We start from the raw sequence: 20,538 nt of genomic DNA, 5'->3' as shown, positions 1-20,538 counted from the left end.
CTCGCAAACAGCTTGTTAATTCATTTGAGTTTTTTCTTCGCCCAATTGAAATGGCTCATTAGTTGCACCACCCCTGATACCCGCAACAGCTGTCGTCCCGGACATCATGGAGACGGCGGGGCTCGCCGGATTCGGCATGACGCGAGGGGTGAAAAATGAAACGAGCGACATCACCATGCAGTTCCATCGCCTTGTTGCCCAGGTCAAGCCTGTGGTGCGTGTTCCACGAAAAAGGGAGGATGGGTGATGTCTTCCACTAATAGATCAATTGCGCGAATCACGAAACGGCCGATGGCCCTTTATAAGCAGCTCGCTGAGTTGGGCCTGATGTTTATCGCGTTGGTGATGGCGCTGGCGTTGTCCGCTGTACTGGCGATGGAGTTCACCCTTGGAGTGTTCTGACGAGTTATTGCTCATATGACGAGCACCCGTTTTACCAGGCACCCATGTAAAGAAAGCGATTTTGGGAGGTGTGTCATGTGGAATCAGCCTCTGATGATTGTGGCGATCTATCTTGCCATCACCCTCTGCATCGGCTGGTTGTGGTCCGCAGCTATCCTGTATTGGCTTTGATCCAATGGATAAAGTGAATCACCACCTGATTTTATAAACACAAATGACCGGCAGCCTTGTGTCGGTCAAATGGGAACCGAAGGTCAGCCAGTCAGATGGCCCATGGAGGCGCGGGGATGAACTTTGACTCAATCCAATGTTTGAACGCGACGACCACGGCGCCCGGAAACCTGGCCGATGGCCTGACCAGATAGACCCCACCAGCGGTATCCAATTGCCAGTCAGGAAGGACATGCAACAGCCTCCCGGCAGCAATATCACGGCTCATCAACCAGTCACCTGCCCCCAGTATTCCCGCATCGGCGCGGGCCGCTGCAAGTAATGATTCGCTGTCATTGGCCGTCAGGTTTCCTTTGGGGGAAACCGTCTGCAGTTCATTGCCGCGATGGAGTCTCCACTGGGGAAAAGACGCAAGGCCGCTGAAGCGAAGGCAATTGTGCCGGATCAGATCCTGTGGCGTTTCGGGCATGCCGTGTTGTCTGATGTAAGCAGGCGAGGCACAGAGTATCCGGCGATGGTCACTCAGTTTTTTGGCGATCAACCGGCTGTCTTCCAACTCTCCGATCCGGATCGCCGCGTCAAAACCTTCATCGATGATGTCGACCAGACGCTCGCTGTAGTCTGCAAGGATCGAGACATGCGGATGAGCCTTGAGAAACTCCGGCAGCATCGGGCCAAGCCAACGCCTGCCCATGGCTGCCGGCAATGCAAGGCGCAAAGTACCGCGAATTTCGCTGGCGCCCTCGGACGCTTGCTGCTGCGCTTCATTCATCAATTCGATGGCTGAGCGAAGGCGCTGCTCCAGCCTGGCACCTGTTTCAGTAATTCGAACCTGGCGGGTGGAGCGCTCCACGAGCCGAACGCCAAGGCGCTTCTCCATTGCGGCGAGTCGTTTCGAGACGACTGTCGGGTGTCGCTGCAATAGCCGGCCGGCACCGACAAATGAGCCTTGCGAGGCCACGGCCAGAAACGCAGCGATTTCGTCACTGTGCTGATTGTTCAGAACATCAAGATTCATGGTTTTAGAATGATCGCCCCCGATGAACGCCCCGACTCCAGGTCCGCATGCGCCAATGCTGCGTCAGCCAGAGAGTAGCTTGCCCGGACCGAAGGTTTGAGAATACCCGCACCGATGGCAGCCAATACATCCTGCGCTCGTTCCTGGTACTCGCAGGCGCTCGCCGTATGGGCTGCCAACGAAGGACGTGTGAGGAACAGCGAGCCTTTGGCATTGAGTGTCGACAGCTCCACGGCTGACGGTGCACCTGATGAAGCGCCAAACGATACCATCAGCCCTCGTGGTCGCAAGCTATCCAGGGATGCTTGGAAAGAAACACGCCCTATCGGGTCATAGACGACGTCTACCTTTTTACCCTGTGTGATACGAGTCACCTCGCAAGCCAGGCTGTCAGCATCGAACACCAGGACTTCATCGCATCCCGACGCATGAGCTTTCTCGACACTGGCCTGCTTTGAAACCACGCCGATCACGGTGGCACCCAAGTGCTTCGCCCACGGCACCATGATTTCCCCCAGCCCTCCAGCCACACCGTAGAGCAGAATGGTTGTGCCGGGGCCTACGGGATAGGTGGCTTTCAACAGGTACTGCGCCGTGATGCCCTTGAACATGACGGCTGCTGCATCGTCAAATGACAGCGAATCCGGAATTTTGACCAGCCGCTCTGCCGGATAAAGCCGGGCCGAAGCATAGGAACCCAAGGGGCCGGTTGCATAGGCCACGCGATCCCCTGCTCGCACGTTGCTGACACCCGCCCCCACCGCGGCGACACGCCCAGCGCCTTCCAGCCCAAGCCCGGATGGCAAAGGAACGGGCACCGCTCCCCTACGCTGGGTAACGTCGAGAAAGTTCACACCTACAGCCTCTTGCTCAAGCCAGACCTCGCCCTGGCCTGGCGTTTGTTCGCTCAGTGTCTCCAGGTTCAGCACGTCAGGGGTGCCGAACTGGTTAAACCGGATCGCAGATACCATGGTCACTTCTCCTTCCGTCAGAAGCCGTCATCAAATAAGTGGCCTCAGTGTGAGAGCTGATCTGCTGATGAACAAGACGGGTTGATTGCAGGACATTAATGCAACTATTGCAGCAATGTAATCACTGATTCACCTGCGTGAAAATCCGTCATGACATGTCATGACCTCCCTAAAAAATGGACTTTGACCAATAAATACGGGGGTTAAAGGACGAATGGTCGAGAGGCGTCAAGCGCGGGGAATTGCCGGGAGTTTGCAGGCACTACAGGCTTTTCAGACAGGCGCGTTCGTCACGGTAAAGTGAACTTCACTTTCATCGCGTGTCACATTAGGTCCTTGTCAAGCGAACTTCAGAAGAGGTACAGCCTTATGAGCATGGCCACAATTGTCAGTGCGGTGATTTCCAGTCTCGCACCCAGTGTCTTCGACCAGAACAGCCTGCAAGAACCCGGCGCGCATGTCTCAGCCGTCGAATACCACTACGGTATGGAAATCGATGTGAAGCGGGTATTGCAGCGCACCGATACATCCGACAAGACCGGCGTGGTTCCGGTGACCCTGGTCTACGAAGACAGCGAGGGCGAAGTCCACAAGATCCGTTTCCTCGAATGGGGTGGCAGCCCCGCCGACCCAACCAGCATTGCCTGATCAACCAGTCGATCGGATTCCGGGCCTCGCCGCCCTCCCCAGAAGCGGAAGTTAAACTTCATATGCACTCAGTGCGGATGATGTTTTTTGTTACCTGAAAATGGACATGATCGAATGACTGAAAGTTCATTCGCGAAACTCACCATTATCTTGATGGCGTAATGTCGCAAGATTAATTGATAACAATGGCTGGATCTGAATGGCAGTCAGCAACGGTAAATTCCAATCAAGCCGTGCCGAGAGCCAAATTGATTCACTATTGAAGCCAAGAGGTAACCATGGAACTAAGTATGTTCTCTTCGTCCACCGTGGAATATGTGCGTTTGGGCGTTGTATATTTCCATCTTATCGCCTGCTGCGTTGCAATCGGGCTGGTCTTGACCAGTGACATTGCAATGGTCAAGCAACTCCTGAAGGGGGATGCGTCAGGTCACCAAGATGACGCGCACATGGAAAGCCTTCAAAAAACCGTCGTACTTGCACTGATAGCCCTTTGGATTACCGGCATTGGTATTGTCGGGATCGATTATGCCGGCAAGGGGATGGAGTATTTCCTCAATCCCAAACTGCAAGCCAAGATCGGCATCGTTGTGCTGTTGACCTTTAACGGCTTCCTGTTGCATAGCGCTGTATTGCCGGCGTTGAAAAAAGCCGGTTCGTTACTCAAACTGTCCTTCAGCCTGCGCATGCTGGCGCTGTTCTCCGGTGCCCTCTCTGGCGTGTCGTGGTTCTATGCCGCCATGCTCGGTGTCGGTCGTCCGCTGGCCTGGAAGTACTCGCTGCTGGAGTTGCTGGCAGCCTATCCGGTTCTCATCGTCGGCGGTTTCGGGGCGATGGTACTGCTCACCGCCTGGGCAAAAGACCGAGACACCGAAGCGCGTATGGGCCACGGCACCAGGACTACAGGAAACGCCGCCCTGGCTGGATGGTGAAGTCAGCTTGAACAAGGAAGTTCAGCTATCCCCAAGTAGTCCCCAAGTAGTCATGGAGACTGGCGTCTATCGCTTGCCCTTCATACAGACTACGGAAAGATAAACTCCCCAGAGCACACCACATACGGCAAGTATCAGCTCCGGACTGAGAATGCTCTGATCGACCGGCGCCACCAGGATTTCGCTATAAAGGCACATGGCGCCTGCGATCAACGCAATGAAGTAGCCAGTCCGGGTTCTGGTCCGGCGCAACAGCAGAACCTTTTTCAGACCCTCGTCTTTCCATTCCTGGAGGGGCATGAGCTGGATCTCCTCCAGCAGCACCACACCCCACAGCAATGCGCATAACCAATAACCTATCATCATGACGTCCTCCAGTTAGAACCTTGATTCAACAGGAATGCAGCGTGTACTCCGCGCTCAACTTGCTCTCATGCCTATCCTGAAGGAGCAAAGCGCCTGAATCTCTGGCTGGCATCAGTGCAATCAATGGTTTTGTGTGGGTGACCTGCATGATTTCACCGAGGGGTAACTATGCTTGATTGGAACGCCCCCCGCTATCGACGTTAGCAGGACTTCTTTGTGGAGTTATTGGCCAGGCGTTTGTAGTGATTCCACTACACGCAGGCTGGATCAGGACGATTCAATTGCGTCGGATGGCAGGGTGCTCTAAGTCAACAGGCCGTTTTCGAGGGCATAGCGGGCCAGTTTCGCGTTGCTGTCCATCCCGGTTTTTTCCAGGATACGTGCCCGGTACGTCGTGACGGTACTCGGGCTCAAGTGCAGTATCTGAGCGATGCGGACAATCCTCTCGCCTGAAGCGAGGAGCTTGAGTACTTCAAGCTCCCGGTCAGATAGCGCTTCGTGGGGTGCCGCATCGCCCCTGCCGATAGCGTTGACCAGTTTTTCTGCCAGCTCAGGACTGACGTGCTTGCCGCCTGAGGCCACCTTGCGAACCGCTGCAACCAGAGTGGCTGCGGAAATATCCTTGGTAAGGTAGCCCGCCGCGCCTTGCTTGATTGCGCGTAACGCATAGGCCTCGACCGAATGCATGCTCAACATCAGAACGGCGAGCTTGGGCTTGTGCGCACGCATGAGCTTGAGGAGTTCGAGGCCGGACTTGTCGGGAAGCTGAATATCGACCAGCGCCACGTCGAAATCCTGCTCCCGGACCAGGAGCATTGCGTCCTGTGCCGTCTCGGCCTCACCCGTAACGTCGATCTCGCCGGCAGTCTCCAGCATGCGTCGCACGCCGCTGCGCACGATGCTGTGATCATCCACCAGCAAGACTCTGATTTTGTGGTCAATCATTTGTATTTTCCATTCGGCAATGGCCAGCAAGCCATGGAATCTGCTGCAGGGTTTGACCTTAGCAGGCCGATAGCGCGCTTGCACCTTTGCCTCAGGCGTTAGCGCTCACCTCTCCATACTGCGGCTGCAGCCGATTGGAACGGCCTGTTCCCGGGCAATTTCCCCAGGATCCGGGGCATTGCGCCAACCTTGCTAATATTTCGTAAGCCAACGCTCGGCTTTCAGCATGGTCAATACTGCAATGCCGGCTCCTGCATGACGCCTTGCGCGTGGCATCCATCCTGACTGGACATAGACATGGCCACAGTGACGACACCGATCGAAGTTTTCGACATGAAGACGTTGCTGGCAGCGCTGAAGGCGTTGCGCAATGGTGACTTCACTACGCGTATGCCGGAAGACTGGACCGGCATGCCGGGCAAGATCGCCGACACGCTCAACGAGATCATCGACATGGCGGCCGACACCGCCACTGAATTCGAACGCGTGGCGCGACTGATCGGCAAGCAGGGCAAGGTCGATGAGCGTATCGAATTGCCGATGATGAAAGGCTCATGGCAAAAGATCGTCAACTCGAGCAATGCGCTCACCAGCGACCTCATCAGCCCGATGAGCGAGATGATTCGCGTTATCGGGTCGGTTGCCGAGGGTAATCTGAGCCAGCAGGTACCACCGGTACTCGACGGTCTGAGACTGCGGGGTCAGTTCCTCAAATCCGCCAGGATCGTGAACACCATGGTGACTCGACTGGGCTCCTTCGCCTCCGAGGTCACCCGCGTGGCGCGCGAAGTCGGCACTGAAGGGATTCTCGGTGGGCAGGCCAATGTCAAAGGGGTGTCCGGCACCTGGAAAGACCTGACCGACTCCGTCAACGATATGGCCGCCAATCTGACCACCCAGATGCGCAACATCGCTTACGTGACGACCGCGGTGGCCAAAGGCGATCTGGGCAAGACGATTACCGTCGAAGTCAGGGGTGAGATTCTCGAGCTGAAAAACACCATCAACACGATGGTCGGCCAGCTCTCGAGTTTCGCTGCGGAGGTGACCCGCGTGGCGCTGGAAGTCGGTACCGAAGGCAAGTTGGGCGGTCAGGCGGAAGTGCGTGGCGTATCAGGGACGTGGCGCGACCTGACCGAGTCGGTCAACGGCATGGCGGCCAACCTGACCACCCAGGTGCGCAACCTCGCACAGGTGACGACGGCGGTGGCGCGCGGCGACCTCGGCAAGAAAATCACCGTTGAAGCCAAAGGCGAGATTCTCGAACTGAAAAACACGATCAACACGATGGTCGACCAGCTCTCCAGCTTCGCCTCGGAGGTGACCCGCGTCGCGCTGGAAGTCGGCACCGAAGGCAAACTGGGCGGACAGGCCGAAGTGACCGGCGTGTCCGGTACCTGGAAGGACTTGACCAATTCGGTCAACGGCATGGCGGCCAACCTGACCACCCAGGTGCGCAACATTGCCGACGTGACGACGGCGGTGGCCAACGGCGACCTGTCACGCAAGATCACAGCCGAAGCGAAAGGTGAAATTCTCCAACTCAAGGAAACCATCAACACCATGGTGGACCAGCTCTCGACCTTTGCCGACGAAGTGACGCGCATGGCTCGCGAAGTGGGGACTGACGGCAAGCTCGGTGGCCAGGCCAGGGTGACGGGTGTCGGTGGAACCTGGAAAGACTTGACCGACTCGGTCAACAGCATGGCGGCCAACCTGACCAATCAGGTGCGCAACATCGCCGACGTGACGACGGCGGTGGCCAAAGGCGACCTGGGGCGCAAGATTACCGTGGAAGCCAAGGGCGAAATCATGGAGCTGAAAAACACCATCAACACCATGGTGGACCAGCTCAACAGCTTTGCCGCCGAAGTGACGCGGGTGGCGCGCGAAGTCGGCACCGAAGGAAAGCTTGGGGGACAGGCACAGGTGCAAGGCGTGTCCGGCACCTGGAGGGACTTGACCGAAAACGTGAACTTCATGGCGGCCAACCTGACCAGCCAGGTGCGAGGCATCGCCAAAGTGGTGACCGCAGTCGCCAACGGCGACATGAAGAAGAAACTGACACTGGAAGCCAAGGGCGAGATCGCCGAACTGGCCGACACCATCAACGGTATGACCGATACGCTGGCGCTGTTCTCCGATCAGGTGACGTCGGTGGCGCGTGAAGTGGGTGTCGAGGGCAAGCTGGGGGGCCAGGCCAACGTGCCGGGGGCTGCCGGCACCTGGCGCGATCTGACCGACAACGTGAACGGTCTGGCGGCCAACCTGACCAATCAGGTGCGCGCAATTGCCGACGTGGCGACTGCCGTGACCAAGGGCGACCTGACTCGTTACGTGGAGGTGGAAGCAAAGGGTGAAGTGGCGGAATTGAAGGACAACGTCAACGAGATGATCCGCAACCTGCGCGAAACCACGCGGCAAAACGCGGAGCAGGATTGGCTCAAGAGCAATCTCGCGAAATTCAACCGTCTGCTGCAGGGCCAGCGCGATCTGGCGGCAGTCTCCAAGATGGTGCTGTCTGAACTGGCTCCGCTGATCAACGCCCAACACGGCGTGTTCTACATGATGAACGAGAGCCCGCCCGATCCTGCGAAGCTCAAACTGCTGTCCGCTTATGCGTACAAGGGCAACATCAATGTGAACGATGAGTGGCGGCTCGGCGAGGGCCTGGTCGGGCAATGCGCCTACGAAAAGCGGCGCATCCTGCTGGCCGATGTACCCGCAAATTACGTCGCGATTTCATCGGGGCTGGGTGCCGCCGCGCCGCTGAATATCATCGTGTTGCCGATCCTGTTCGAGAACAAGGTCAAGGCCGTCGTCGAAATGGCTTCGTTCACGCGCTACAGCATCATTCATCAAACCTTCCTTGATCAGCTTGCTGAATCGATTGGTATCGTGCTCAACACGATCGAAGCCAATATGCGTACCGAAGAACTGCTCAAGCAGTCGCAATCGCTGGCGCACGAACTGCAAAGGCAACAAGAAGAATTGAGGCAGACCAACGAGGAACTGGGGGACAAGGCTGGACTGCTGGCGGAGCAGAAAGCCGAAGTCGAGCGCAAGAACCGCGAAGTCGAAATCACCAAGCTGTCGCTGGAGGAGAAGGCGGAGCAGCTGATGCTGACCTCGAAGTACAAGTCCGAATTCCTCTCCAGTATGTCCCATGAGCTCAGAACGCCATTGAACAGCTTGCTGATCCTGGCCCGGCAGCTCAGCGACAACGCGGAACACAATCTCACGCCCAGGCAGGTCGAATATGCCAAGACCATCCGTAGCGCGGGCAAAGACCTGCTGGAGCTGATCGACGAGATTCTCTATCTGTCGAAGATCGAGTCGGGTACGGTCACACTGGATCTGAATGAAACGCTGTTCGCCGATCTGCACGACCAGATCGAACGCACCTTCCGGCCGGTCGCCGAAAACCGAGGCCTCGACTTCACGATTGAACTGGCCCCTACCCTGCCCCCCGTCATCTGGACCGACGAAAAGCGCCTGCTGCAGGTGGTCAAGAATCTGCTGTCCAACGCCTTCAAGTTCACTGAGCAAGGCAGCGTCAAGATCAGCATCGAGCCCGCTGTGTCCGGGTGGAGCGTGGATAACAGCGAACTCAATCGTGCCGATGCGGTGGTCGCCTTCGTGGTCACCGACACCGGCATTGGCGTATCTGCCGGCAAACAGAAACTCATCTTCGAGGCGTTCCAGCAAGCAGATACCGGAACCTCACGAAAATACGGCGGCACCGGCCTCGGCCTGTCGATCAGCCGCGAACTCGCGCACCGGCTAGGCGGTGAGCTGCGGCTGGTTCCCGGTGAGATCGGCAAGGGCAGTACTTTCGCGCTGTACGTGCCCTTGCATACACAGGATGCCCAGCGTCAGACGCTAGACGAATCAGCGACTGAGGCAGTACCTGGCCAAGTCAAGCGCGACCTCATGCCAGGCCCGTCTGCACAGATACCGGACGACCGCGAGTCTGTCCAACCCGGGGACCAGGTGCTGCTGATGCTCGAGGGCGACGTCCGATTCGCCAGCAATCTGCTCGAGGCCGCGCACCATAAGGGGTTCAGGGCAATCGTCACGACCCGTGGCGCGGATGCACTGGAGCTTGTCAAGCGCTTCAAACCCGCCGCGATCACGCTGGACCCGGGCCTGACGGACATCGATGGCTGGTCGCTGCTCGAGCAGTTGAAGCGCAATTTCGCCACGCGTCACATCCCGGTCCAGATCATCTCGAACGCTGACGACCACACACGCGGGCTGCGCTATGGCGCCTTCGACCATCTGCTCAAGCCGGTCACAGCCGACGAGATTGAAAATGCGCTGGTCGGCATCGTGGCATTCGCTCGGCGCAAGACCAGGAATCTGCTGCTCATCGACGGCAACGAAGGGAGCCGCGCCCGCATCCTCGATCTGCTCGGCAACACCGACGTGAAGATCGAAACGACCGCCAGCGGCGCGCAAGCCTTGAAGAAACTGGCAAAGAAACGCTACGACTGCATGGCAATCAATCTCGAACTGCCCGACGCATCCGGCATCAGGTTTCTCGAGGCCTTGCAGGAAGACCACGCCATGCGTGAATTGCCGATCGTCGTCTATGGTGCAGAGACACTTGCCAAGCCGGAACACGAGCGTTTCAGGACGCTGCTCGGCAAGGGCGTCATCAAGGCCGTTCAGTCCCCCGAGCGGATACTCGACGAAACCGCGCTGTTTCTACACCGTGTCGTAGCCAGGCTGCCGCAGACCCAGCGCAGGATGCTGGAAAAACTCTATGAGGGTTCGGACAGTCTCGAGGGTAAAAAGGCCCTGGTGGTCGACGATGACGTGCGCAATATTTTTGCACTGACCAGTGTGCTTGAGTGCAACAAAATGCTGGTGGCCACGGCCGAAAACGGCCGAACCGCCATAGAGCTGTTGCAGCAGCAGCCCGATACCGACATCGTGCTGATGGACATCATGATGCCCGAGATGGATGGCTTTGAAACCATGCGCCAGATCCGTACATTCAAGAGATTTGAAGCCCTGCCCATGATTGCGCTGACGGCCAAGGCGATGATGGGTGACCGTGAAAAGTGCATCGAGGCGGGAGCCTCGGACTATGTCAGCAAGCCGGTGGATACCGACCAGCTGCTGTCACTGATGCGCAAATGGCTCTATCGATGACGCTGTACCGCGCTCATTGCGGCTAGCGCAAACAGAAGTGGCATAAACATGCAGCAGGAACCTCCAGTATTCAATGAGAGAGTCCAGGTGCGGCACCCGCTCCCGCCTGATGGCGTGCCAGCATCCGTGTTGCTGGTGGATGACAATCCCGCCAAGCTTACGGCGCTCGCCGCGGTGATTGCCGACATGGGCCTCGACATTGCCACGGCGACTTCCGGGCGCGAGGCGCTGCGCCTGCTATTGCAGCGCGACTTCGCCGTCATTCTGCTCGACGTGAAAATGCCGGTGATGGACGGTTTTGAAACCGCGGCACTCATTCACGGCCGCCCGAAGTCGGCCCACACGCCCATTATCTTCGTCACAGCGGAGGCCGACACGGATTCCGAGCGTTTCCGCGGTTATACGTCCGGCGCAGTGGATTACATCTTCTCGCCGATTGTGGCCGAGGTTCTTCGCGCCAAGATCCAGGTGTTTGTCGACCTGTTCTACTTGCAGCGCAAACTGACGATGCAGGCCGAAGAGTTGCTGCAATCGAAGCTGCTGCTGCGCGAACTGGCCTCCTATCAGGAGCACATCAAGGAAGAAGAGCGAAAGCGGATCGCACGCGACATCCATGACGAACTGGGACAGAGTCTGCTGGCGTTGCGAATCGATGTCTCCATGTTGCAGGCGCGCACCAGTACCATGCACCCCAAACTCAACGAAAAGGCCAGCGATGCCCTGAATCACCTCGATACAGCCATCCGCAGTGTCCGCAGTATCATCAATGATCTTCGCCCGCCCGTACTCGATCTGGGATTGCAGGCAGCGATCGAGTGGCAACTTGAAGAGTTCCGGCAGCGCAGCGCGATCGATTGCACGATGTCGGCGAAAGACGAAAATTTCCGTTGCGATCTGAATGAAAAATCCGCCACGACTCTGTTCCGCATCGTGCAGGAATCGCTGTCGAATATTGCCCGGCACGCGCAGGCGACACAGGTGCATATCGAACTTTCCAGGGAGGGTCGCCAGCTTTACCTGTTGATCAAAGACAACGGCGTAGGCATGACGGATCGCAAAAAACTGAACTCGTTCGGGCTGGTGGGAATGAAGGAACGCATCAGCATGCTGGGCGGGGAATTCACGATCGACAGCGCACCGGACAAAGGAACGAGACTAACGATATCGCTGCCACTCGATTGATCCGGATGGCATCAACACGAGTACAACCACACTGCAGCCCTGCCATACTGTTCAACATGACCAGTGCAACTTTCCGCTTCTACGAGGAGCTCAACGATTTCCTGCCGGCCGAACGGCGGCGGCAACCCTTCACCTGCCAGTGCGCGCAAGGGGCGACGGTCAAGCACATGATCGAAGCGCTCGGGGTGCCGCACACCGAGGTCGAACTGGTGCTGCTCAACGGCGAGTCGGTGGGCCTGGAGCGGTTGATCCTCGACAACGACCGGCTGGCGGTGTATCCCAAGTTCGAAGCGCTGGACATCAGCCCACTATTGAAGGTTCGCGCGCAACCTTTACGGGTGCTGCGTTTCGTCGCTGATGCGCACCTTGGCGGGCTGGCCAGCCTGCTGCGCATGAGCGGCTTCGACACGCTCTACGACAATGGCTTCGAGGATGGCGAGATCGCCGAGATCGCTGCGCAGCAAGGACGCATCGTGCTGACCCGCGACCGCGAACTGCTCAAGCGGCGAATCATCAGCCACGGCTGTTATGTGCATGCCCTGAAACCGTCGCTGCAGTTGCGCGAAATGTACGAGCGCCTCGACCTGGCGCGTAGTGCGCGGCCATTCAGCCTGTGCCTTCATTGCAACCTGCCGCTGCACGAGATCAGCCTGGAACTGGCCCGGACGCAGGTGCCGCCACGCATTGGCGCCCTCTATTCGCGCTTCCTGCGCTGCGACGCCTGCCAGCGGGTTTACTGGGAGGGTTCGCACTGGCGCGGTATGTGTGCATTGCTGGCACCGCTGCTGAACCGATAGCCGCCAGCCCTTGGCGGGAAAAAAAAATAACAAAATTGCCATGTGCTCCCGTCGTTCCTTCTTGCGTCGCACTGTTCATTGCCCGTTTGTGTCTGTCTGGAGTTTTCCCAATGCCCTCGCCTCATTCCTTGCCCGCTGCGCTGCTGGGCCTGGCCCTTGTTTGTCCGGCCATGACCGAGGCTCAGGGCCTGGAGCTGGGGCAAGTGCTGATCGGGGCCGAGGACCAGAGCGACGAAGACCAGGGAATCGAGGACGCCAGGGCCCGGCTGGCCCAGGTGCCCGGCGGCACCAACGTGGTTGACATGCGCCGTCCGTTGCAGGGCCGCGTGGCCAGCAATCAGGATGTGCTGGCGTACCAGCCGGGGATCTATGCCCAGTCGGCAGGCAACGAAGGGGTGAAGATCTCGATCCGCGGATCGGGCATCAACCGTGCACCGGGCGCCCACGCCTCGGGGCTGTACACCATGCTCGACGGTCTGCCGCTGACCGGCCCCGGCGGCACGCCCTATGAATTGCTGGAGCCGCTGTGGCTCGACCATGTGGAAGTGCTGCGCGGCGCCAACGGGTTCGACCGGGGCGCCCTGGCCCTGGGCGGGGCCATCGATTACGTCAGCCATACCGGCTACGACGCGCCGAAGTTGCAGGTACGCTACGCAACGGGCAGTCACGGCTATCAGCAGCGTCAGGTCAGCTCCGGACAGGTGCTCGGTGCATTCGATTATTACGTGGCCATGACCGATGCCAATGCCGACGGCTACCAGGACCACACGGCCAGCGAGAGCCAGGGGGTCATCGCCAACTTCGGTTATCGTTTCAATCCCAACCTGGAAACACGCTTCTACCTGCGTCACCGCCAGACCGACAACGACCTCGCGGGACGCGTGACCAAGCACTCCATCGAGCATGACCCACGGACGGCCAACCCGGCCTACGTGGCGCGGGACGACCGCCGCGACGAGCCGGGCAGCACCTTTATCGGCAACAAGACCACCTGGTACATCGATGACGATTCGAGCATCCAGACCGGCCTTGTCTACCACGACTATCCCATGGACCTGAGCGAGGGCCCCAACCGCCTGAAGGTGGCGTACACGGACGTCAGCGGCACGTTCGACTACAAGCGTCGCGACACACTCTGGGGGCTGCAAAGCCAAAGCACCCTGGGTCTGCGAATGACCAAACACCTGCCCAATGCCGGCGCCAGCGAGTTCGTGCGCATCCCCACCGGCAACACCGCCGGTTACGCACCGGGCACGCTGATTCGTAACTTCACCTACCAGGGCTCGGACACGGTGCTGCATGTCGGCAATGACCTGGAGATCGCCGACGACCTGTGGCTGACCACCGGCCTCGCCGCGATCTACACCCGCCGTGAAAGCGATGTCACCTACCCGCAGGAAGGTGGCAAGACCAGCCTGCACGACTCGGACTACGCCCCGCGCGTGGGCCTGCGCTACCAACTGACACCGGACCTGCAACTGTTCGGCAATCTCAGCCGCTCGGTCGAGGCACCGCACCCGTGGTCGCTGATCTATAGCTCGAACATCCGATTCCCCGCAGGCAGCGGCGTCGCCACCGGCGCCCAGCGCCAACCGGTCACGCTGCAAAACCAGACCGCCACCACCCTGGAAATCGGCGGTCGCGGGGACAGCACGCTGGGGCAGTGGAGCCTGGCCTGGTACTACGCCCAGGTGCGCCACGAACTGCTTTCGGTGTTGCCGGATGCCAACGCCACCACGCCCTACGAGCTCAATGCCAGCCCCACCGTGCACCAGGGCGTTGAAGCCAGCCTGCTGAGCCCCCTCTGGTCGCCGGAAGATGGCGGCCAGTTGAGCCTGCGCCAGAGCTATACCTTCAGTGACTTCCACTACCGCGACGATGAGCGCTTCGGCGACAACCGCCTGCCGGGCCTGCCGATGCACTATTACCAGGGCGAACTGCGCTACGACTGGCCACAAGGCTTTTTCGCCGCAGTCAACACGCAATGGGGGTCGAAGGTGGCGGTCGATTACGCCAACAGCTACTACGCCGATCCCTACGCCATATTCGGCGCGACCCTGGGCTACAACGCACCCAAGGGTGACTGGCAGACCTGGCTGGACCTGCGCAACCTGACCGACAAGCACTATGCCGCCACGGTCACGCCCGGCTACGACGACAAAGGGCTGGACGCGGCACGATCCACCCCAGGCGAGGGCATGGCGATGTACCTCGGGGTGTCGTGGAGCCTGCTCTGAAGCCGTTTACCTGTCTTCGCAAACGCACGCAACCGCGCACGACGACTAAGCTTTTGTAACGCCACTTCGTCCCTCAAGGAGATCTCCATGAGCGCCGCCGCCCTGTCCGAACTCGATGCCGCCCTGCCCGGCCTGACCCGCAAGATCCGCGTGCTGGATGCCCTGTCCTGGCCCGATGGCATCGAGGAAGACTTCCTGGCGAAATGGCGCGGCGGGCGTGCCGAGTTACCCAGGGTCGAGTTGCAGCCTCGCGACCACAGCGCCGACATCGCCGCCCTGGAAACCTTTATCAGCCAGTGTGATGTGGGGCATCCGGCCGGGAATTACCTGGCCATGACCGCCCGTAGCTATGCCACGGCCGGGCACATGCTGGGGGCCATTGGTACTCCCGCCTTTACCCAGTATTCGTCAGCGCTGTACCGGCGCCCGGATTTCTATTACACACGCCTGCAACTGAGCATGCTCGACGCAGCCCGGTTCTTCCTCAAGACCACCGACGCCCTGCTGGGCGGTGCGCGGATTCCACCCTGCCCGGCCGAGATCCCGGCCAAGGCGTTCGCCGCCTGGATTCAACCGGAACTGGACCGTTTCTTCGGCGCCGGGCAGATCACGGTCGTGCTCGATCCGAACCTGGCCGCCAAAGCCATCGCCGGATCGAGCCGCATTCGCCTGCGGGCCAGCGCGCTGTTCTCGGAGCTGGACAAGCAACAGCTGTTGCAACACGAGGCCTTCGTGCATGTCGCCACGGCACAGAACGGCGCGCGCCAGCCCAACCTGACGAGCCTGGGCCTGGGGGCGCCCCGCACGACCCAGACCCAGGAAGGCATTGCCACCCTGGCTGAACTGTTCACCGGCAGCATGGACATCAACCGCCTGCGTCGCCTGGCCCTGCGTGTGCTCGCCGTCCAGCAGGCACTGGAGGGTGCCGATTTCCTCCAGGTGTTCGAAGGTTTTCTGGCAGCCGGGCAGACAGAAGAGGAATCCTTCCGCTCGACCCAACGGGTGTTCCGCGGCGCCGACCTGCGGGGTGGCTCAGCGTTCACCAAGGATGCCGCTTACCTGACCGGGTTGCTCGGCGTCCACACCCTGCTGCGCATTGCAATCCGCGATAACCGACCGGAACTGGTGGGGCATCTGTTTGCCGGGCGCCTCAGCCTGGGAGACACCGTGCGCCTGGCGCCGCTGTTCGAGTCCGGCTGGCTCAAGGGGCCGGTCTATCTTCCGGCCTGGGCCAGCGACCTGCGCCTGCTGGCCGCCAACCTGGCCTTCTCGGCGTTCATCGCCCAGATCAAGCTGGATGTGCTGGACCTGAAGGTGTTCATGGCATTCGCCGAAGAACATGAAAGCGATGCCAGCGCGCAGTGATCGGCGCTGGGTTTTTCAGCCGGCCTTGATTCTTCGAATCAACTGCTACCATTAGGAAGCGGTGCCAAGGCTAGGCTCTGTGGCTTTCAAAAACGGCTTTCACCGCAAGGGATTGATCCACTCACTTCAAGCCTGCCTGACCCCATGGGGGGTGCAATGCACAATCCATTACTTTACGCGTTGTCGGCCGTACTGTTCTTGAGCGGATCTTCGTGCCTGGCACTGGGTACGGATGGGACCGCCGCCGCACCGGTTCCGGCACCCGCCGCAGCCCCAGCACCGGCAAGCGCGACCACGGCAGCGCCCGCCGCCCCGGTGGCCAAGGATCCGGTGTTTACCCAGGAACAGCTGGATCAGATGCTGGCACCCATTGCGCTATACCCGGACCCACTGTTTGCACAGGTTCTGATGGCCACCACCTATCCCGGGGAAGTCGGCGAGGCAGTCAACTGGTCCAAGGCCCACCCGGACGCCAAGGGTGACGACGCGGTCAAACAGGTGGCGAACCAGCCCTGGGATCCGAGCGTGCAGGCACTGGTCGCCTTCCCGCAGGTTCTGGTACTGCTGGGGCAGGACCCCGTCTGGGTCCAGCGCCTGGGTGATGCCTTCCTGGCGCAGCCCGACGATGTCATGGAAAGCGCGCAACGCTTGCGTCGCCAGGCACAGGCAGCCGGCAATCTGCAGAGCAACCAGTATCAGAACGTGACGATCCAGAATGTCGCGGCGCCGGCACCGGCGACCACGAACGCGGCTCCAGCCCCTGAAGCGGCCCCGGCCAGCAACTCCACCATCATCATTCAGCCTGCCGATCCGCAGGTGGTGTACGTCCCCACGTATAACCCGACAACCACCTACGGCACCTGGCCCTACCCGGCGTCGCCGCCCGCGTACTATCCACCGCCACCGGCCTATTACCCTGGCCAGGCGCTGATGGCCGGGCTCGCGTTTGGTGCCGGTGTGGCGATCGTTGGATCGTTGTGGGGTGAATGTGACTGGGGCAATAACGACGTCGACATCGACGTCAATCGCTACAACAACATCAATGCCAACAACCGGATCACCAACAACAAATGGCAACACAACCCGGTGCACCGCAATGGCGTGCCCTATCGAGACAATGCGAGCCGCGCACAGTACGGCCGGCAACTGAACGGCGCCAATCAGCGTCAAGCCTATCGCGGAGAGAATGCCCAGCGCGCCCAGGCACGTGAAAACGCCCGCAGCTCGATGGACAGGCACGGTATCGAACGGCCCGCCACCAGCAATCTCGAAGCCCGCGATCAAACGCGCAAACTCCAGTCCGCAACCGCAGGCGGCGATCGGCTGCAGGCTGGTGCAGACAGGCCGAGGGCAGCGGACAGAAACCAGGGCACGACCAGAAACACCCGGGAGAACCAGCAGCCCAGGAGAGAGACCCAGCAGGCCAGGAACCAGAGCGCCCAGTTGAATCAGCGCAGAGAAGGCTCCGCACAGACGCGGCAAGCGGCGAATAAACGACCGGCAGCCAGTGCCGGCAGTGCCCGCAACAATGCGTTCGCCGGCGCACGCTCACCGTCCCAGGCCAACGCCCAGGCCAATCGTGGCCGGGCCAGCCAGGCGTCCGCCCAACGCCCCAATGCCTCGCGATCGGCCGGTCACCAGGTCAGCCGGCCGTCCAATCCACCAGCGCGTCAAAGGGGGGGCCGTCGTTGAACAACCATCCTCGATTGAAGGGACTCACGGGCTTGCTCCCTCATGTCCTGGCGATATCCGCCGGTTTGTTGTGGTCGTGCATGGCGACGGCACAGCAGGCCTTTCCAACCCCGGAAAAGGCCGCGCAAGCCTTTGTCGAAGCGCTGGGCACCGAACATTCCGACCAGGCACGCCTGACCGAGCTACTGGGCAGCGACTGGCACAGCTACATCCCCCGCGAAGGCGTGCAGCGCGAAGATGTAGATGCGTTTTTGCAGCAATACCGCGAGCAACACCACATTGAAAACGCCAGCGACCGCAAGGCCATCCTGGCGGTTGGCAGCAAGAACTGGACACTGCCCATCCCCATGACCAAAGCCGCGGACGGTTGGCGCTTCGACATGAAGGCCGGCAGTGCCGAGATCCGTGCACGTCAAATCGGCCGCAATGAACTTGCCGCGGTGCAATCGGTGCTGGCCTATCACGACGCCCAGATGGACTATGCCTCGGTGGATCGAGACGATGATGGCGCACTCGAGTATGCGCAGAAAATCGTCAGCAGCCCTGGCAAGCACGACGGACTCTACTGGGCGGAAGACGACAGCGGTCAGATCAGCCCGCTGGGTCCTTCGTTCGGCAAAGCCATTGACGAAGAAGAGTGGCACGGCTACCGCTTCCGCATCCTTCATGGCCAGGGTCCTTCGGCACCGGGCGGCGCCTACAGTTACCTCATCGGTGACAAGATGAGCCGGGGCTTTGCGCTGATCGCCTGGCCAGTGAAGTACAACGACACCGGCGTGATGAGTTTCATGATCAGCCATGAAGGCCAGGTGTTCGAGAAAGACCTCGGGCCCGATAGTGAAAAACTGGCGCTGGCGATGAAGCGCTTCGATCCGGATGACAGCTGGAAAGAGGTACCTGAAGATCAGGAGTAGCAGGCGCGACCTGCTACAAGCCTTCAGTACGGTTGAAAGCAGTTAACGGTTCTGGATTTCGAAATCCAGCAACGCTTGAGCGTCAGTCATTTTCAGCTCGCGCACGCTAAATGAATCCATTCAACACCTCTCCGGAGTCTTGTGCCGAAAAGGCTCGAGTCTGTCTCAGGGGTCTGTAGAAATGTTCCCTCAGGCACGATAGCCGAAAAAAAGTCGCAAACCCCACGACGCTTCAGGGCTTGCGACTCTTTACCGATACGTCCCTCAAGCTCCCGGGACGTTTTCTACGGTATGCCTGCCGTGTTCATTGCCGAACGTGCAGGCTCAGTTCTCTACCTCAACCGCGTCGAAATCCGGCTCGTCCGGAGCATCCGGGGCGTCCGCCATATCCTCTCTGACGTCCTTCGCCACGGCTTTGGCGGCGTCCCTCGCGGCATCCGCGGTGGCCCGGGCAGCATCCCTGGCGGCATCTGCAGTCGCTTTTGCCGCATCACGGGCTGCATCCGCAGTCGCTCTGGACGCGTCACGGGCTGCTTTGGCATCAGCCTTGGCAGCGTCCCGAGCGGCATCGGCGGCATCGTTGTCAGCATCATGATCAGCGTCGTCAGCGTCGTTGTCATGGGCATTGCCCGGGCCCTTGTTCCCGGCTACACCACCATGGTCAGTGTCGCCGCGCCCCGGACCTCCATGACCGTCACCGTCATGGCCTGCTGCACCATGATCGCCACCCTTGGCTCCATCGCCGCCGGCACCGTGACCACCGCCGCCTCCACCGCTACCGCCATCCTTGGCATACACGCTGGAGAAACTACCGATGTAATCGGGTACCAGGACAGTCGATGCCGACAGGACTCCACCGATTGCCAGAGCCAATAAACATTTCTTGAGCAGCATGATGCACCTCCGCATGGAGTTGCGTACTCATCTCCGTATCGAACGCAATGTCCAGTGAGTTCCCGGCCGCCCATTGGAGCAGCCGGCCAACCGGCACGGCCATCAATCTGCAGCATTATCGAGCCACTGCGGTATCCGCACGATCCCTCAGAGCCAGTTGGCATCGTTGCATGGGAAACATTCCCACATTTTTTTTGGATAAGTGCTTTCAGCTCGAGTTCAAAAAAAGAGCATCAGGGTTGACGCATGGGTTGAGCAACAACTTCGCCCTGACCCGGTTGAGTAGCACCACTCACGGTAGGTAGAAATCGGCCAGAAGCGATTATTCGAACATGGCCGTTCGGTGGGGAATCGACTTCAACTCACAGCAAGCAAGCTCCCAAAATACCCGCAGCAACGAGCCAGACCAATATAACGATCACCGCAGCAAATCTGTTCGCTGGCCGCTTTATCTGGCGTTTCTCCCACTCACGCGCTTTGAGCTGACAATCCTCGAGCACCTGTGCAGGCATCAACCGAATAGCGAGCAGAATGCCAAGCGGCAAAATAATCACATCGTCCAGATATCCAAGCACAGGAATGAAATCGGGAATGAGGTCGATTGGACTCAGCGCATACGCCACGACAAACACCGAAATCCACTTGGGCAACCAGGGTGTTTGCGGATGCTGGTAGCAAAACCAGAGGACCATCGTTTGCTGTTTGAGCTTTCTGGCCCAGCCACGTAAACGATCAAGTATGTGTTTCATACCGTAATTGTCTGTACCAAAGGAGCGTGCCTGCGAGCGTAACGCCTTGGGTGATTGACTGCCATGGTTCGGCTGCGGCCCTTCACGAAAGGCAA

At 59.6% G+C, this 20,538-nt stretch carries 15 protein-coding genes; 9 read left to right on the top strand and 6 right to left on the bottom strand.

Annotation, left to right across the window (positions count from 1 at the left end; genetic code table 11):
* Positions 1 to 664: 664 nt before the first annotated feature.
* Together AC3IX1_RS11610 and AC3IX1_RS11605 are read right to left on the bottom strand one after the other, a co-directional pair.
* Entirely contained in the window at positions 665 to 1,591 is a 927-nt protein-coding gene (locus AC3IX1_RS11610) for a LysR family transcriptional regulator (protein ID WP_489388286.1), read from the bottom strand.
* On the bottom strand, positions 1,588 to 2,562 hold the full coding sequence (locus AC3IX1_RS11605) for a quinone oxidoreductase family protein (RefSeq protein ID WP_489388285.1): 975 nt from the start codon (positions 2,560 to 2,562) through the stop codon (positions 1,588 to 1,590). The genes AC3IX1_RS11610 and AC3IX1_RS11605 overlap by 4 nt, the downstream gene beginning before the upstream one ends.
* Before the next feature lie 369 nt (positions 2,563 to 2,931).
* On the opposite strand from AC3IX1_RS11605, the gene AC3IX1_RS11600 reads away from it, so the two are divergent.
* Both AC3IX1_RS11600 and AC3IX1_RS11595 read left to right on the top strand, forming a co-directional pair.
* Positions 2,932 to 3,210, top strand: a complete 279-nt coding sequence (locus AC3IX1_RS11600) for a DUF2790 domain-containing protein (RefSeq protein WP_008001371.1) — start codon at positions 2,932 to 2,934, stop codon at positions 3,208 to 3,210.
* Positions 3,211 to 3,488: 278 nt separating this feature from the next.
* Complete coding sequence (locus AC3IX1_RS11595; RefSeq protein WP_489388284.1) at positions 3,489 to 4,142, top strand: hypothetical protein; 654 nt, start codon at positions 3,489 to 3,491, stop codon at positions 4,140 to 4,142.
* 66 nt (positions 4,143 to 4,208) lie between these two features.
* On the opposite strand, the gene AC3IX1_RS11590 is transcribed toward AC3IX1_RS11595, so the two are convergent.
* Together AC3IX1_RS11590 and AC3IX1_RS11585 are read right to left on the bottom strand one after the other, a co-directional pair.
* Entirely contained in the window at positions 4,209 to 4,508 is a 300-nt protein-coding gene (locus AC3IX1_RS11590) for a hypothetical protein (RefSeq protein WP_489388283.1), read from the bottom strand.
* A 303-nt stretch (positions 4,509 to 4,811) separates the two neighbouring features.
* A complete protein-coding gene (locus tag AC3IX1_RS11585) occupies positions 4,812 to 5,453 on the bottom strand; it encodes a response regulator (protein WP_489388282.1) in 642 nt (213 codons plus the stop codon).
* Positions 5,454 to 5,750: 297 nt separating this feature from the next.
* On the opposite strand from AC3IX1_RS11585, the gene AC3IX1_RS11580 reads away from it, so the two are divergent.
* The 7 genes from AC3IX1_RS11580 (at position 5,751) to AC3IX1_RS11550 (ending at position 18,800) form a co-directional block, all read left to right on the top strand.
* Positions 5,751 to 10,613 (top strand): HAMP domain-containing protein, encoded by a 4,863-nt coding sequence (locus AC3IX1_RS11580; protein WP_489388281.1) that lies wholly within the window; start codon positions 5,751 to 5,753, stop codon positions 10,611 to 10,613.
* 48 nt (positions 10,614 to 10,661) lie between these two features.
* Positions 10,662 to 11,795, top strand: a complete 1,134-nt coding sequence (locus AC3IX1_RS11575; protein WP_489388280.1) for an ATP-binding response regulator — start codon at positions 10,662 to 10,664, stop codon at positions 11,793 to 11,795.
* Positions 11,796 to 11,851: 56 nt separating this feature from the next.
* Positions 11,852 to 12,592, top strand: a complete 741-nt coding sequence (locus AC3IX1_RS11570) for a Mut7-C RNAse domain-containing protein (RefSeq protein ID WP_489388279.1) — start codon at positions 11,852 to 11,854, stop codon at positions 12,590 to 12,592.
* Between the two features lie 110 nt (positions 12,593 to 12,702).
* Entirely contained in the window at positions 12,703 to 14,829 is a 2,127-nt protein-coding gene (locus AC3IX1_RS11565; RefSeq protein ID WP_489388278.1) for a TonB-dependent receptor family protein, read from the top strand.
* Between the two features lie 87 nt (positions 14,830 to 14,916).
* Positions 14,917 to 16,194 carry a peptidase MATCAP family protein gene (locus tag AC3IX1_RS11560; protein ID WP_489388277.1) on the top strand — a complete coding sequence of 426 codons (1,278 nt, stop codon included), beginning with the start codon at positions 14,917 to 14,919 and terminating at the stop codon, positions 16,192 to 16,194.
* A 156-nt stretch (positions 16,195 to 16,350) separates the two neighbouring features.
* On the top strand, positions 16,351 to 17,886 hold the full coding sequence (locus tag AC3IX1_RS11555) for a DUF3300 domain-containing protein (RefSeq protein ID WP_489388276.1): 1,536 nt from the start codon (positions 16,351 to 16,353) through the stop codon (positions 17,884 to 17,886).
* 80 nt (positions 17,887 to 17,966) lie between these two features.
* A complete protein-coding gene (locus AC3IX1_RS11550) occupies positions 17,967 to 18,800 on the top strand; it encodes a DUF2950 domain-containing protein (protein WP_489388720.1) in 834 nt (277 codons plus the stop codon).
* Between the two features lie 324 nt (positions 18,801 to 19,124).
* On the opposite strand, the gene AC3IX1_RS11545 is transcribed toward AC3IX1_RS11550, so the two are convergent.
* Both AC3IX1_RS11545 and AC3IX1_RS11540 read right to left on the bottom strand, forming a co-directional pair.
* Positions 19,125 to 19,694, bottom strand: coding sequence for a hypothetical protein (locus AC3IX1_RS11545; RefSeq protein WP_489388275.1), 570 nt, complete (start codon positions 19,692 to 19,694; stop codon positions 19,125 to 19,127).
* 362 nt (positions 19,695 to 20,056) lie between these two features.
* The gene (locus tag AC3IX1_RS11540; RefSeq protein ID WP_489388719.1) at positions 20,057 to 20,443 is read right to left on the bottom strand and encodes a YkvA family protein; all 387 of its coding nucleotides are present in this window, start codon (positions 20,441 to 20,443) and stop codon (positions 20,057 to 20,059) included.
* Positions 20,444 to 20,538: the final 95 nt, after the last annotated feature.

It is taken from the genome of Pseudomonas sp. KH_046_2 (assembly GCF_057838985.1).
The sequence above is the reverse complement of the archived record's forward strand: the minus strand, read 5'-3'. Positions and strand labels throughout refer to the sequence as shown.